We start from the raw sequence: 15103 nt of genomic DNA, 5'->3' as shown, positions 1-15103 counted from the left end.
AAATCGATCCGTTCTTGCGTACACTTTGGCATTGGCAGTCCCCGGTTGCAATTGACATCGAACACCAATGACAACGCGCTTCGGCACGGGGCTGCCGACTCCTGCTAATGAAATATCCGGGCTAGCGTTCGACTTGCCCTTCAAGCTGCTCGATGACGCCGGATTCGACGAAGACGCAAGGCTGGTTGGCCTCGATCGGCAAGTTGAACACGACGTAGAACACTTGGCGCTTCAAGTGCATCAGCAGGCCTGTTCGACAGGCCTGCTCGGGCTTCAGGCTGTGACCTGGCGATCCACTGCGCTGCGGGTCGCACTCGACCAGGGCGCCAGGGATCGGAGCCGGATGGCCACGATTCGACCGAAGCACGGGGCGCAGCCCGAAGAGCCCGGCGGCGGGACGCCAGGACGGGTTGCTGTCGGGCCGCTGTCGTGGTGACGATGGACGCCCGTTCCCATGCTGCATTGCACCGACCAACGACAATGGGCCTGCGAATGAATACCACCGAACAAGCGCCACAGGCGCGCCTGCTGACCCCTGCAGAACTGGGCCTGTGTGTCCGGCTGTTCCGGGAAGTGCGCCAATGGTCTCAGGAACAACTGGCGGAAATATCCGGCCTGAACGTCCGCACCATCCAACGGGTCGAGCAGGGCCAGGCGGCGAGTCTGGACACGCGCCGAGCACTGGCCCGCGCGTTCGAATTCGAGGACCTGGACGTTTTGAACAAGCCCTTCACGATCCCGACCGAAGCGGAGCTCAAGGCTCAGAAGGAGAAGTTCGATCGCGAGAACGTCACGCTGACCGCGTTGCCCCTCACGACGGGCAAGCAGTTGGCGAAGCTGGCCGAACTTCACATGATGGATCTGTCGGAACCCGGCTTCGAGCTCAGCCGCGAGGCCGACGAGACGTTCGCCGAGCTGGTGGACTACTTCCGCGACTACCGTGACTGCGCTGACGCATACACCGAGACGACGAAGTTTGAGGTGTACGACGAGCTGCAGGCGCGGATTGACGGGCTGAAGGCGCTCGGCGTCTCGCTGCGCTATGCCGAGCGCAAAATGCAGGTGAAGTGGGGAACGGATTCGGACGCCAAGCCTATGCCCGTGAGCGGGCTCTACGTCGTCGCATTCCAGCTCGGCAAAGAGCCGGACCAGTTCGCGACGCCGAAGTCGGGCGGCATTCGGCTTTAGCCGAGGGCTCGCATCCGCAGCTCGTGCGCGAGCGCCTCATCGAACTCGGGTCATGGCGCTTCATGCGCACTGGTCATGGCGTGGCTAGGTTCAGCCCATGCCGCTGCCGCGTGTTGACCGGCGAGTAAACATAGTCGCAACCCTCCCCTCCCAGCAGCGCCACGACAAACCGGCAGACCAGTGCTCGCATTTCGAGCGTGAGGTTCTGATTGGTTCCTGTCCCATGAATGGCGAAGCCCAGAGGCTCTCCCATGAAGAGGGCTTCATGCACCGTCTCGTTGCGGAGCGACGCGACTTCGGCGCCGGACGCTGGGTCCGCCCAGGCCGGAGTGGGCATGCCGAACGCATCGCACATCCACTTCACGCGACCAGTATGAGAAACGGGCCGAGTAGGTCCTTTAATGGCCTTGGCGAGCGCGAAACACGCATCGATCGCCGTGTACAGCAAGATGAACCGCTCGAATTGAAGATGCTGCGGGTTTTGGCCCAAAAACAGCGCGTGTACGGCGGCTGCGATCAACCTGGCGCGGTCCGGGGCCGCCCGATGATGCGTCCAGAAGGCCTCGGCCAGGTCCAGCGCGTCGGCGATTCCCCGACCGAGCATCACGAAGTCGATGAGCTTGCCCGGCTTGATGGGCGTCGCATCGACGAAGCCGGCTTCCGTCGCGGTCAGCCGCATTCCCGTGAAGAACGACAAAGCCCAAAGGTGGAAGGTGAGGTGGTCGTGTCCCTCGCAAAGTGCGTGCGCAATCACATGCGTTTTCGGAAGTCCGAAGACGCGAGCGGAGTACGGGCGTTGATGGACGCCGCCGCCCAAATTGCGAACAAGCTGCGGCGGCGCATAGATCCAATCCTGGTCCAAGGTCTCGCTGCTTTCGATGTCTGCCTTCGCCGAGGCTATGCCGGGCAGCGCCGAAATGGAAATCTGCCCCGAGGACAACGCAAGAAAATCAGGGTGATAGCCAAACTCCATGCGGCATATGGACGTCATACGCAACTATGGAGTTTCCTCGGCTTGCCCCGCGAGCGGTGCTCGAAGAAAAGCATTGAGGGCGGGAAGAACATGCTGCGAGAGCTTCTCACCAGCCCATTCGGACAGGCGGGGGATGTTGCGCATGCGTACCGTGCGCAGCGCGATTGTCAGTCGGTGCAGCAGCGGCAGCGAGCCTGTCTCAAGTGCGGCATCGACCCAGGCATCGGCATGCGCCCAACGACGGGACAACAGATCGGCCATGGCCTGTGTCGCTGCTTCGATCGCACCTTGATCCTGGCACAGGACGCGGACGCCGTTGCCAAGCTCGTGTTCGAGGTGGCCCAGCCCTTCTTCATTCGCCCGGAGCAATGGAAACTTGCATTGGCCAATTTCCAAGAGTACCCAGGCGTCCATGCGCTTGCTGTCGTCGCCGACCACCGCTGTGGGAAGTCTGGCAAATTGCCCCAGGATCATCCACGCGGTCGCATTCCCGTAGGTGCGCGAGCGTTCCGCTCCGAGGTACACGGGCTCGCCGCTGACGTCGCCATGGCGGTTGGACAGCCACACTTTGCCGTCTTCGATCTTCAAGTGAATCAGCCGACCGTTGGGCGCGGCCATCGCGATCAATGCATTCTCCATGAGCTGCTCCGTGGGCTCGATGGAAAGCAGGCCTTCGATGATTGCAGAGCTGAATCCGCCCGTCCGGTCCGCCATGGCGCGGATCGCTTGCGCGCCGACCAGGTCGCCGAGATATGTCGCGCCCAGGCGATTGCCCAGCCAGACTCCAGCCTCACGGGGATCGAGTTCCGCGCGTCGCTCAAGCTCTTCACCCGCCGCATCGGCGAGCTCCGTCAGAAAGGCGGCGGGAACGGCCGGCACAACCACGTCCTCACCCCCGGGGTGCCGATAGACACGTACCGCTCCAATCGAACTGAGTTCGCGCAGCGCGTCGCGACCCTCGGAGGACAGTGCGTCCTGCCGCACGACGAAGCCGTTGGCGGCTGCCAGGGAAAGTTCTGCGGAATGAGCGCCCGTGTCCGCAAGGGCGCAGCGTGCGAGCACGCGGTAGCCGTGCATCAGGTCTTCTTGCCCAGCAAAGCTGTGCCGCGCCGCATCCACGAGTTCCATGCCCAGAGCCGGAGGGAGAAGTAGGCCGCGGTCCGGGTCCTGATGCCGTGGATCGCGCGCGGCAGCGTCGTAGATCGTGCGCAGCACCCAGGGCGCGCGATAGTCCTCCGCGTACTCGGCGCCTTGCTGGAACACGATCTTGTGACTGGCCAAGTTGCGCTGGGCCGCTTGAAACTCCTCCAGGCCCAGAGCGCCAATCTCGATCGTCTCCGCGTTCGTTCCCACCGCCGTCGGCGTGCGGCCGTTGCGGGCTTTCGCGAGCCGCTCGGCAGATTCAGTCGTCACGATGACATTGAGCTTCTTGCCGGGGCGCAGGCTCGCCAATTCCTCCAGGTCTGCGGCCATCGCCGTGCCGGGCTGGACATCATCGACGGCAAGTACAAGCGCCGGGCCGGCGAGCCCATTGGACATGCGCCGCAGCCACTGGCGAGCGTCGTTGGCAGTGAGGTTCCACTCCAATTCCGCGGCGAAGAGATTGGCCAGCGACTGGAACAGTCCAGGGCCGGAGCCCCGCAACATCAGGACAGCCAGGTCGTCGCTTTCTTGCGTGCGCATCGTGACCTCACGCAGGCAACTGCTCTTGCCGCTTTGGGCAGCTCCCTCAATCAGCGTGAAGCGGGTGCCGGCGCGAGCCGACTTGATGGCGGCGAAGCTGCTCAGGCGGGGAAACAACAGGAGCTGGGCGAAGGGCCGATCCGACGCTCCGGGAGGGTCGGTCATTTCAGCCAGGAGTCTGGCGGTTGCGGAGCGCACGATGGGCACCCAGACGCCGGTCTCCCTGCCCATCAGGGCCTCGGTTGCCCACCGCATGTCCGCCGCAGCCAGTGTGGCTGCGTTGACAAGCAAGCGCTTCACCTCTTTTGCTGCGTCCTCGTTGCCTGACCACAGCTGGCCCGTGTTGGCGTCGTACACGCGTGTCTCACGACCATTGGTCACCACGACAAGGGGTGGTCGCGGCGTCAATTGGTTCGCGTAGCTTTGCGCTTGTTCGTAGTCCGCGAGCGTGAGCGGAAGATCCTCCCGTTTGAGTTCCACCAAGGCGAGCGCCCGCTCGCCGTGCCAGATGATCACGTCGGCCCGTCCGCTCTTTTCCCATAAAGCCGCACTGTCAAAGTCGTGCGTTTCATGCCCAAGACGCACCGTGAAACGCCTTTGCTCGCTCAGTTGTGCGCGCGGAATGTTTGGGAAGGCAGCAGATAGGGCCGCTGTCAACCGGCTCTCGAGCTCGGCCTCGGGACGAACGGGGGGTGACGAGGTCGGCTGTGCTTGTTGGTCTTGTTTTGCGCGAGACATTGCAATGACTTTCTCAGGCCCAGGTCTGCAACGACTTGTGCGCCGTGTTGATTTTCTTGAGCAACGATCGCAACGGCGGGCAATCCGGGTAGCGCGCGCTGAGCATCTGCTTCACCTGAGCCAAGCTGTCATCGTGACGCGCGCGCTCGGCCACCGTGCTGTCAACAGCTTCGCTATGACGGGTGCAGGCTCCTGCCCGAAGCCCTAGCGTCATTATCGCACCGGGCGCGCCGGTGCGCTATGCGACCCACTACCCGCGCGGCGCCCCAGCCGACGCACAACTTCACTGTGCAGGAAACAAGGCCATTCCACCGAATATGGGCAGGCCTAGCAGGCGGTTGCGGCGCCACGCCGCCGGGCGTAAAATTGCGCCTGGCGCCCGCCAAAGCTCTGGACAGCTTGAAAAAGGCTTTTGTCAGTCCCTGTACATCGCTTCTGAACCCTCCGGGATACCGGCTGTTCGACAGCGACAAAACGTCCAGCGCTCGAACAGCAGTGGAGTATTCCTATGAGCAACTACGCTCGCTCGGCCGTCTACACGGCCTCCCAAGCACTCGCGGCGCAAGGCCTGACGGTCATGCGTTCCCATCTCACCGAAGTCGTCGCAGCATTGCTGGGCTACCGCACCCATGCCGCGCTGGCGGTGGACGAGGCGGATACCACACGCGAGTACCACCTCGATGACGCCGAGGTCTACGTCCTGAACGTCCCGTTGGGAACAGGCCGTGCGGTCGAATTGGGCCTGCAGAATGGTCCGGTGGTCGTTCAGGCGTGTACCGCCGCGTTGAAAGCCGGTGGTGGCCAGGTCGGCGTGTATGAGAGCGTTGCCGACTTCTACGACTCGCATGCCCGCGAGGCCTTGGCGCAGGCAATCTCCGATTCGGACGACGTGGGCGGGGCGATGGCCGAAAGCAACGCGTCGTTCCCATACGAGCCTGAAATGGAAGACGCGTGCCCTGCGACCTCGGACCTGTGGGCAGCACGGGACGAGTGGACCCTCGAAGCCGCAGGCGACCTGACGGGTGAATACGACCCCGAGGGTGACCGCATGTTCAACGGTGATACGCTGAACTGCCGCGGCTGGCTGACGTACCGCAAGGCGGGCAGGGCTGGGCTGGTGTTTGGCGAGGCGGGCGGCACCGGCGGAGTCGACGATAGCTGGCGTGACCGGGACTACGAGGATGAACAGGCCTACCGGCAGAGCCTCGAAAAGGGGAAGGCGGCCGGCTAAGAGCACGAGGGCCAGCGGTGCATCTGGCGCTTCGCCGGCTACGCGCTGCTGGCGGACCGACTTCCGGCCGCACGAGACTTTTGGGTATTGGTTTTCTCGGAGGCGTCGAGCGGCTTGGTCGTGTACACGCCCTTGCTCCTTTTGGTGACGAGATCCTGGCTGAAGCTGCGCCCCAAGGCCAATGCGACTCTTGACCGCCACTGCGCAATTGTGACGTTCGGAGGAGCCAGATAGCGCCCAGTTTCGGCGACCAGCTTTTCGAGTACCAAGTCTGAGCCTTCCCGCAGCAAGCTGATCCGCGAGTACACAAACGCCATAGCGGCGCGATAGAGGATCGCTCCCGTTGGGAGCTCGTCCATCGCGGTGCTGTGCCGACGAGGTCGTGCCCGGGCCACCTTACGAGCTCCGAGTGCCGCGATGATCAGAGGAAGGCCGAGGACCTCCTCCTTAGGCAGCGACTCCGGCTTGTCCGAGCTGACGACTTTGTCGTACCGCTTCATCCGCTCTAGCAACTCGGGACTTGGGGACGACGATTCGGATTTCGGCTCCGCGCAAATTCTGCATACCGTGCTGGCGTCTGCTCGCCGTTCGTGAGGTGCGACCATTTCGCAGCGGTCACACCACGTCAGCTTATGCATCTGACATGCCTGGCCATCATCCACCGAATTCGCCGTAGGAATGGCGCGCATCAGTTCACGCCGAGACTGGTTCGTCCAGGAATAGACGGGCCAAGGGTGGTGGCAGATGAGGTAGTCGATCCACAGGCTAGCGAGTTCTGACCGGTCCTCGCAATCGACAAGCCAGGCGTTCCACACATCGCACCACCGTATGTCCGCGGACGAAAGACCCAGCGATTGCGATTCGACATACTCCGAAATGATGGTTCGTGTCAGCGCCTGCTTGGCCGCGTCGTGGGCTACTGCTGCATTGATGGGATTCGCAAGAATGAGCTCGTGAAACTTGCCGCTTGGAGCATTGATGCCGAGGCTCTCGGCCTCGTACAACGCGATGCACACGGACGTGGCTCGGGAGTAGGCGCAGAAGAGTTCTGCATCGTCCATTCCATCAGCCCACGGCACGATGATGATCGGAGATTCCATGCCTCGGAACCGTGAAACCGTTTCATAGCGCTCAAGACCTGAATACTCTCTGAGTGCGCCGAACTTGGACAGGACGACAATGTCCTTACGGCTCACCCCGGCTGCGGCCATGCTCTCGATGGTTTCGTCCAGAGCTTTACCCACGTCTGCGACGACATGCTCCTGGAGCGACTCCTCATCAAATTCGCGCGGACTGTACATCTGGTGAGACGAGGACCGGATGCGCTGAAGGTGATCGACGACTGCTTTCGGGGATCGCAAAGGGATCGTGAGAAAAAAGGGGGCTCCGGCGCCGATTCGCGTACACAACTCTGTGGTGGATATCCGCTCCTTCTCGAACGAGAAAAGCTGGGTTTCGTCGCAGAAGGCGACGATCTGTCCTCGCTGAAACCGGCGAGCGAGCCAGTCGCACCATTCCCGACGAAGCGTTTGTGCCTCGTCGATTAACAGCACGTCAAACTGCGAAACCAAGCCAAGCGCCTCCGCATTCATGAGGTCTTCGAGGCAACCGCGTTCCAGCCATTCGGCGGTGGATGTGTTGCCACCGTGCAGCTTGCGCGCGAATCCGGAGCAGAAGCCGTGCCAAGTCGAAACGCTGCCTTCATTTCCTTCCAGTTCGGTGCGCAGGTGCTCGGCCAGCAGTGAATTGAAGGTGAGCGCAAGAACACGCTTCCCAGCCAAAGCCGCGCGCCTGGCGAGTTCCACGGCGATCAGGGTCTTGCCAGTGCCCGGCCAGCCTGTCACGACGATTCGGGAGGTGCCTGCGACTGAATCAACCACTGCCGCCTGCTCTTCGGTCAGCCGCAGCCAGCACTTGCCGTTGTATTCGAGCCGCGAAGCCCACGACGGAGTTCCGTCGAATTCCGGGCAGAGCATTTGGACCAGCTGCCTTGCGCGTGGAGAACCCAGCGGCACAGAACCTGTCGCGCGTTGCCAGTACGCCATCAAAGCTGGTACTCTGTCGGCCAGGTTGCCAAGTCCGGTCCGGTCGATGTGGATGGCTTGCGTCGGCGTCACCGAGGTGTCGACAAGAGCCGCGCTGATCGCTGCGTTTCCGAAGTCGCTGTCCGGAAATACGAAGCCGTAGCCAATTCTCAGGCGCAGCTGGGGTTCGTTGCCGAGCCATCTGGCCAAGCCGTGAACATTTCTTCGGATTTGATGCACAGGATCACTCATTCGACCTGTTCGGACATGTACAAATGATGCGCCTTCCACGCGGTGAACGCCCGACTTCACCTCGATAGCCAGGACTCCCAATGCTTCGTGAATGACCAGGAAGTCGATCTCGCCGGTCGGGGCATAGCTGGGATCGACCGAGCGCACACCAGCACACAGCCAAGGAAGGCTATGAATCACCACGAAGTCATCCGGCAACGCGCTTTTTAACAGGTAGTAAAGCCGTTTCTCGCCACTGCTGTCGGTTTCTCGTGGACCGAGGCCTGGAATCATTTGCGCCATGCTTCATTCAGTATGAATTCGTCCTCGTCAGATACTAGCAGCGCCTGTGCTCCTTGCGTGCTCGCGTAGGATGCACGCAAGTATTGAGGAGTGAAGAAGGGGATCGAATGTCAACTGCTCTTGAAGATCTTGCACGAGGTATTGATGACGCTTGCGAGGCGCAAGATGTCTCGGCGCTGCGCGCCTATCTTGAAACCATCGCGAGCATGAGTCGCGCGCCCATGTCGGCAGTTGAAAGGGGTGCTCTTGCCCTCTACGAAGCCAACATCCATGCTGCCCTGCGGACGGACGCTGGTTCGGCGTCGTCGGATTGGGTCGAACCACTCTTGGAGGACGAGATTCGCGCACTTCGCGTGGCAAGGCGCGCGTTGGCTGCCGAAACGACACAGACGTTGGGCACCGATCTGAAGCTGCGCGTCATAACCAACTTGGCGAATTCCCTGAATCGTTGTGGTCGCATCGTGGAAGCTGTCGAACTGTGGGATGAAGCACTGTCCGAGCACCCACGCTTCGGAATGGCGATGGGCAACAAGGGGCTAGCCCTGTACTGGTATGCGCGCTACGCAGGCACTGGGCAGGAACAGGCACTGCTCCTGCGCATCAGCTACCGCACGCTCGTCGCGGCGCTGCGGGCTGGTGTTGAGCCGCATGCTCGGGAGGAAATGGAGGACTTGGTAGCTCACCTTCGAAGCCGTGCGGATTGGAACGAGGTGGAGGTTCCTCTTCATCCCTTTCAACGTGGGCGCTCCAAGCAAGAACGACGGTATCGACGTTGGTGTGTGCAGCATCGTGCGGTCCTCAGTTCGATCAATGACGTCGAACTAGAGGCCGAAGCGCTGCAGGACACGTTGACGCTGCCCTCGATCACAGTCCCAGCGGACGAGGCTACGGCGCTCATGCCGCGCCCTTACGCCATCTTCAATCAGCTGAAGCAGGAATATGTGTCGGCGAGGTATCTTGTCTTTGAAGCGTTGTGCGAGAAGGGGGACAAGTTGCATTTCGCGGACAAGGGCGTTGTCCTCTTCGATGCGCTGGACTACCGCTTTTATCGAACCTGGATCGAAAAGTTGAAGATGGCGTTCCTCGCTTTGCATGCCATCTTCGACAAAATCGCGTACCTGGTTAACGAGTATTGGAAGGTCGGGCTAGAGCCAAAACGAGTTTCGTTCGCGTCTGTGTGGCGCTCCGCAGACCGATCCAACCCAGGGCTGTCTGCGAGGTTTGCGGCATCCAGCAACTGGCCCTTGCGCGGTTTGTATTGGCTAAGCCGCGATTTTCACTTGAAGCCCGTCGGCGAAGGGGCCGTCGACCCGGAGGCGAGGGTCTTGAATGAGATTCGCAATCACATCGCCCACAAATACCTGAGAGTTCATGACCATTTTCTTTACGACGCGGAGGGGGACCGGGCACGGAACGGGGATGAGCTTGGCTATGCCATCTCTGATCAGGAACTTGAGCATCACGTCATGAAGTTGCTGAAACTCGCCCGAAGCGGCTTGATAGGACTGAGTTGTGCCGTAGTGCACGAAGAGGCGGAGTTGAAGAGAAAGCTTGGAGATGAAGGCATATTCCCCATGGTGCTTCCGGTCCTTGAAGACCAGTTCCGTCTGTAGGCTGTTGCTCAAGGAGGGTGAGATTGGCAAAAAACTACGTACCGTTGCGCGTCATTGAAGGCGGCCTCCTGCCCAAGGAGTTCGACATAGCGCACGACCTCTGCTTCGTAATCCACGACGCCATGGGTGCGATCTTGACCGACGGTGAAACGGGCGGATTTTTCAAGCATCGCATCTCTTTTTCCAATCTGGAGTTGGGTGCCGCATTCGACGCTGCAGAAAACCCAGTTGAGTGGCTCCAGATCAACGGCATGGCGCAGGACGCCGCGAAAATCTTGAAGTGCGTCACCTTCCCGGCGGTCCTGTCCGACATGCTCCACTGCCTCTACGAAGCGCTGGAGTGTTCACGTAAGGGTAAGCTCAATGTGACGTACATGCTTTTGCGCAAGCCGCTGCAAGAAAGCCTGTACGTGTTCGAAGAAATCGTCATCAGCCTTGAGGACTTCGCGCACAAACTGAGCACGCAGCCGCTTACTCTTCGCGCGGAGCGCGCGGGCGGTTTGGATGCCCATTCACGCCGTATCGCCAAGGTGCTTGGGATTCTCGGCGCCGAGGTGAGATTTTCTCCCCAACGCCTTGCGGAATTGCGATACGACAAGGCGCTAGGCTTTGACGGAGCGTGCAACCGCGCGATCCACTTGTTCACCGAGCACCATGCAATCCGCACCGAGCTGATGAACATCAACTTCGTCTTCAGCGGGCCTGCGGAAAAGCAGGCGCAGTGGGAGTACCTGTACCTGCATCTTCCCTACGCGCTTGATTACATGCGTCTTGTGGTCGACCGTATCGCCCACGGCATGTCGCTGCTCGATCCGCGCTATCAGGAAGAACTCTCACGGAAGATCGCGGCTCTTGTTTGCCTATGGACTGCCTGGGCCGATCCCGTGTCATTCGACGAAGCCTTTGCGGTGCACGCCCATGACCATCAGAGGTGGCTGGAAGCGCATTGCGAGGAGCGCGGGCACAACGACATTGACGCCGTCGACCTGCACACGATGGCACATGGCGGCTTCCCGGGCGAGGCGCCCATGGTCCGACGTATTCGGTCCCGCCGCCAGGACAAGCCTTGGAAGCGGCGACGTCCATGACTGGCGCGCCGAAATTCACTAGGGCGAGGAAGTCCGATGACCGCCTTGTTTTCCAGTTTGCCGGTGTCGGTCCGGAGGATATGACCGTCTCGGTGATACTGCCTGGTGACTTCCCGCACGAAGACCTTCTGGTCCTCGGGCCTGTCCTAGAGGATGCCGGGGTGTTGACGCCCGGCTATGTCCCGCCGCCCATCGGCTTATGCCACTCCGAGGGATTTCTCTACGAGCAGAGCGTGGAGCACCGCGAGACCATTCTGCTGCCCGACCGCAACATCGTCTCGCGCTGGGCCCGTATCGCCAAGGGTGCGCCCGCAGACGATGCCTCGCGCCTCGCCGCAGGGGTCCTGGCCCTCGCGCAGTGCCTCGAGATCAAGGTCGAACCTTCAGTCGCGTTCCACGAACTCGCTTCCGGGCAAAGCAACGAGTCCGCCAACGATGAGATCGCCTGGTTCCGGGCCGCCGACAACGGTGTTCCGCGCCAGTGGCTGGACTACGCGCTGGGACGTATCGCTACGCTGCCTTCTGCGCTACACCCGCACGCACTGACGAATCACGACTTGGCCTATCCGCTACGTCGCTGGAGCCGTAACTACGCCGTGGCGTTGAAGATTGGCCAGTTGGAGCTCGATGGCCTGTCGCCTCTGCACCGCATGCTTGGCCTCCTCGACTGGATGGAGCGCGAGTTCATCGTCGCAGGACCGGCTGCCTTGATGGCGTGTCTGTACTTCGCCCCGCACTCGCCCCCGCGCAAAGGGCTACTCAAGCAGTTGAAATCCGCAGACCGAGAGCGCGCGTTGGCCGGTGCGCGCAACGTTGCATGGGATATCACCTACCTCAGCGACTTCGTTCGGCGTGTGAACGAGGCGGAGGGCAAATTGATCCGCTATCTCTTCGCCACCATGGATAAGTCGCTACAACTGCTCGCCGCAGGCCTGTTTGAATATGGCGGTGACGGATTTAGACCCGATATTCTTCAGCGTGACATGGCGCGATGGTGGCCTGCGGCCGACGCAAAAGCCATCTCAGCGCGTATGGACGCGTTGTTCGTCATCGCCGCGGCGTCAGTCGATTCGCCGCGCGAGAGGCGGGATGGGGACTTCGTCACCGACGCCATTTCGCGCGGTGAGCACTCCCTGAGGTCTTTCAGACCTTAGCCAGCCATTCTTGGGTGTAGGTCGCACTGCCTCTGCATTCGGTAATTCCCAGAGGCCGATGAGGGTCGAATTGGAACTGCGCAAGGTGCTTCAGGCGCTCCGATGCACTCAGCAAACGTTCGATGGGTCGCAACACGGTGGTTGTGGTTGTTTTCGCCCTGACAAAGGACACGTGCGAAGTCTCGGCGCCGAAAGTTGGCGAAGTAACTTACCGTTCTGAAGAGCGAGTTCGGCTGCAATGGAGAGCGTCCCGCGTGGCTTGTACCCGGCGCGCTGCCCTACGCCAGTACGGGTCTGTTTGAGCCGTCCCAGGACGCATCCTTTCGGATCACCGACAAGGAACGACCTCCATGCTCTTTCACCAGTCCCTGCCCAAGCCGAACATCTCCAAAGCCCCGCCCGCCTTCTACCGCCTGCGCGACGTGACGCGCATCTCCGCGCTCAGCCGCTCGACGGTCTACCGGCGCATTTCTGAAGGTCGCTTTCCCGCTCCAGTCCATCTTGGTGGCCGTGCCTCCGCATGGTCAAGCGCGGAGCTTCAGGAGTGGATCAACGATCCGGAGGGATACCGGACCGCTACGCCGCAACCCTGAGCCCCCGTTCGTTGCTAGCGCTGATCCCCGCCTGCGGATGCACGTCTCTGGATGGGCGCATATCGCGCGCCGGCTCAACAACTTTGCCTAAAGTCAGATCATCTAACAGATCCGCCCACGCCTGAATCATCCGACGACGCTGCTCGAAATGTGTTGTGCGGTCGTAGCTGCCGCCGAGTTCCTCGTCAGACCCGTGCGCCAGGTGTCGCTCGATGACTTCGCGGTCCCAACCCAACAATTCGCGGATCAAGGTCCGGGCGGTGGCTCGAAAGCCGTGCCCAGTGATCTGCTCCTTCGTGTCGTAGCCGAGTGTGCGCAACGCGCTATTGACCGTGTTATCGCTCATGTACCGCGTCGCCTCCGAGCGCTTGGCCATGCTGCGGAAGATCGGCCCGACAGGGCCGGTCAACGGGAAGATGTCTCGGAGAATGGCTACGGCCTGCGTCGGCAGTGGCACGAGGTGCGCCGGCGTACGGATATCACGCTTCTTCCACTCGCGAAGCTTCATCTTCTCGGGCGGGCAGCGCCATAGACTCCGCTCGAGATCGATGTCCTCCCAATGCGCCAGCCGCAATTGTCCTGGCCGCTGAAACAACAGCGGCGAAAGCTGCAAGGCCGCTCGGGTGATGACATTTCCGTTGTAAGCATTCATGTCGCGCAGCAACTGCCCGAGCTTCTGCGGATCGGTGATGGCAGCATAGTGGCGGGCTCGTGGCGACGGCAGCCCTCCGGTACGGCTGTTTACGAAGTTCTTCGCCGGCTCCAGCGCGCCCACGTCAACCGCATACTGGAAGACGTGCTGAACGGCCTCCCGGACGCGCTGTGCCGTTTCCAGGTTGCCGCGCTCCTTGATGCGGTGCAGGCAGCGTACAAGCTCGGTAGGCTTGATGGTCTCCATCGTCAGCAAGCCCAGCCACGGGAAGATGTGCAGTTCCAAATGCCGCATCACCTTCTCGGCGTAGCTGTCCGACCATTGGCGGTCCTTCTTCGCCTGGGCTTGCCAAGCCCGGGCCATCAACTCGAAGGTATTGAGACGGGTGACACGATCGCGCTCTTCCTCCTCGCGCCGGGCTTCACGGGGGTCTACCCCGTCCGCTCTCTTTTCAGCCTCGGCACGGGCCTTCTTGCGTGCTACGGCCAGCGACATGGCTGGATAGCGCCCTAGGCTTAGCTTGGCCTCTTTGCCGGCCTCCTTGTAGCGGTAGACCCAGGCCTTGCCGGTCGGTCGCACGCGAAGGTACAAGCCCTCCCCGTCCGCGAGTAAATATTCTTTGTCGCGCGGCTGTGCCGCCTTGATTTGAAGCTCGTTAAGTTGTCCCATGGTGTACCCAAAAACAAGACTGAGGTTGAACAGCAGTCTGGGCACACCGTTGGGTACACGCAAGAATGGGACGTTGTGGGATTCAACGATACCGCTTGAGCCGCCTTTTCAGGCTAAGTCCTTGATTTACAAGGACTTGTGAGCTGTCTTGGGATCGTCTGAGAAAGAGGGGTGGTGGCCTGGGGCGGAATCGAACCACCGACACAAGGATTTTCAATCCTCTGCTCTACCGACTGAGCTACCGGGCCTGAGCCTTAGATTATATATCAGGCTACGCGCTTGCCACGGGTCAGGTCCACGCCCAGTTGCTTGAGCTTGCGATACAGGTGGGTGCGCTCGAGGCCGGTCTTTTCGGCCACGCGGGTCATGGAGCCGCCTTCCTTGGCGAGGTGGAATTCAAAGTAGGCTTTTTCAAACTCATCGCGTGCATCACGCAGCGGCTTTTCGAGCAGGAAGCTCTGTGTCGCCTGCGGGCCGAGTTCGACCACCTGAACCGCCACACCGCCTGTCATCGCAGCTTCCACGGTTAGCTCAGTCGCGTGGATCACAGCGGCCTGCGGGACCAGCGGTTTGCGTCCCGCTGCCTTGACCAGGCCCTGCTCAACAGCCTTGAGCAGCTTTTGCAGCGTAATGGGTTTTTCGAGAAAGGCCATAGCGCCGATTTTGGTGGCTTCAACGGCAGTGTCGATGGTGGCGTGACCGCTCATCATGATCACTGGCATGGTCAACATGCCACTGGACGACCATTCCTTGAGCAGGGTGACGCCATCTGTATCGGGCATCCAGATGTCCAGCAGCACCAGATCGGGGCGGGCACGGCCGCGGGCGGCGCGTGCCTGAGCGGCGTTTTCAGCAAGCTCGACCTGATGGCCTTCGTCGTTGAGAATTTCCGACAGCAGGTCCCGTATGCCCAGTTCGTCGTCAACCACCAGAATATTTGCCATGATGAATCGCTATCCCTAA

At 61.2% G+C, this 15103-nt stretch carries 12 protein-coding genes, 1 tRNA gene and 1 pseudogene; 6 read left to right on the top strand and 8 right to left on the bottom strand.

The genetic code is table 11. The features are described from left to right. Positions 1-121 precede the first annotated feature (121 nt). A pseudogene (locus H0W47_RS10440) lies at positions 122-325 on the bottom strand (ATPase); the annotation flags it as partial. 167 nt (positions 326-492) lie between these two features. Here H0W47_RS10440 and H0W47_RS10435 point away from each other — a divergent pair. Further along, positions 493-1188, top strand: coding sequence for a helix-turn-helix transcriptional regulator (locus H0W47_RS10435; protein ID WP_296924001.1), 696 nt, complete (start codon positions 493-495; stop codon positions 1186-1188). A 73-nt stretch (positions 1189-1261) separates the two neighbouring features. Here H0W47_RS10435 and H0W47_RS10430 read toward each other — a convergent pair whose 3' ends face one another. The 3 genes from H0W47_RS10430 to H0W47_RS10420 are packed head-to-tail and all read right to left on the bottom strand — an operon-like array spanning position 1262 to position 4736. Then, positions 1262-2185, bottom strand: coding sequence for a hypothetical protein (locus H0W47_RS10430; protein ID WP_296923999.1), 924 nt, complete (start codon positions 2183-2185; stop codon positions 1262-1264). Next, positions 2186-4582, bottom strand: a complete 2397-nt coding sequence (locus H0W47_RS10425; protein WP_296923997.1) for a type I restriction enzyme HsdR N-terminal domain-containing protein — start codon at positions 4580-4582, stop codon at positions 2186-2188. It lies immediately after the preceding gene. Between the two features lie 13 nt (positions 4583-4595). Further along, on the bottom strand, positions 4596-4736 hold the full coding sequence (locus tag H0W47_RS10420) for a hypothetical protein (RefSeq protein WP_296923995.1): 141 nt from the start codon (positions 4734-4736) through the stop codon (positions 4596-4598). A 354-nt stretch (positions 4737-5090) separates the two neighbouring features. Here H0W47_RS10420 and H0W47_RS10415 point away from each other — a divergent pair, with 354 nt between their 5' ends. After that, positions 5091-5813, top strand: coding sequence for a hypothetical protein (locus H0W47_RS10415; protein ID WP_296923993.1), 723 nt, complete (start codon positions 5091-5093; stop codon positions 5811-5813). 38 nt (positions 5814-5851) lie between these two features. On the opposite strand, the gene H0W47_RS10410 is transcribed toward H0W47_RS10415, so the two are convergent. Then, the gene (locus H0W47_RS10410; protein ID WP_296923991.1) at positions 5852-8371 is read right to left on the bottom strand and encodes a nuclease-related domain-containing DEAD/DEAH box helicase; all 2520 of its coding nucleotides are present in this window, start codon (positions 8369-8371) and stop codon (positions 5852-5854) included. Positions 8372-8478: 107 nt separating this feature from the next. On the opposite strand from H0W47_RS10410, the gene H0W47_RS10405 reads away from it, so the two are divergent. The 4 genes from H0W47_RS10405 to H0W47_RS10390 all read left to right on the top strand — a co-directional run bounded on the left by H0W47_RS10405 (position 8479) and on the right by H0W47_RS10390 (position 12819). After that, a complete protein-coding gene (locus tag H0W47_RS10405) occupies positions 8479-9984 on the top strand; it encodes an LA2681 family HEPN domain-containing protein (RefSeq protein WP_296923988.1) in 1506 nt (501 codons plus the stop codon). A 23-nt stretch (positions 9985-10007) separates the two neighbouring features. After that, on the top strand, positions 10008-11072 hold the full coding sequence (locus tag H0W47_RS10400) for a hypothetical protein (RefSeq protein ID WP_296923986.1): 1065 nt from the start codon (positions 10008-10010) through the stop codon (positions 11070-11072). Beyond that, positions 11069-12226, top strand: a complete 1158-nt coding sequence (locus H0W47_RS10395; RefSeq protein WP_296923984.1) for a hypothetical protein — start codon at positions 11069-11071, stop codon at positions 12224-12226. Before H0W47_RS10400 ends, H0W47_RS10395 begins: the two co-directional genes overlap by 4 nt. A gap of 350 nt (positions 12227-12576) precedes the next feature. Further along, positions 12577-12819: an AlpA family transcriptional regulator gene (locus tag H0W47_RS10390; protein ID WP_296923982.1), complete on the top strand. Its 243-nt coding sequence runs from the start codon at positions 12577-12579 to the stop codon at positions 12817-12819. On the opposite strand, the gene H0W47_RS10385 is transcribed toward H0W47_RS10390, so the two are convergent. From H0W47_RS10385 to H0W47_RS10375, 3 genes are all read right to left on the bottom strand, one after another. Beyond that, positions 12803-14140, bottom strand: a complete 1338-nt coding sequence (locus H0W47_RS10385; RefSeq protein WP_296923979.1) for an integrase arm-type DNA-binding domain-containing protein — start codon at positions 14138-14140, stop codon at positions 12803-12805. The two genes, H0W47_RS10390 and H0W47_RS10385, sit on opposite strands and share 17 nt — an antisense overlap. A 172-nt stretch (positions 14141-14312) precedes the next feature. Then, positions 14313-14388: transfer RNA gene (locus tag H0W47_RS10380), tRNA-Phe, on the bottom strand. An 18-nt stretch (positions 14389-14406) separates the two neighbouring features. Then, complete coding sequence (locus H0W47_RS10375) at positions 14407-15084, bottom strand: response regulator (RefSeq protein ID WP_296923977.1); 678 nt, start codon at positions 15082-15084, stop codon at positions 14407-14409. Positions 15085-15103: the final 19 nt, after the last annotated feature.

Source organism: Polaromonas sp. (genome assembly GCF_013817205.1).
Classification (GTDB): domain Bacteria; phylum Pseudomonadota; class Gammaproteobacteria; order Burkholderiales; family Burkholderiaceae_C; genus Polaromonas.
Note: the sequence above shows the minus strand (reverse complement) of the source record. Positions and strands in the feature narration are given on the sequence as shown.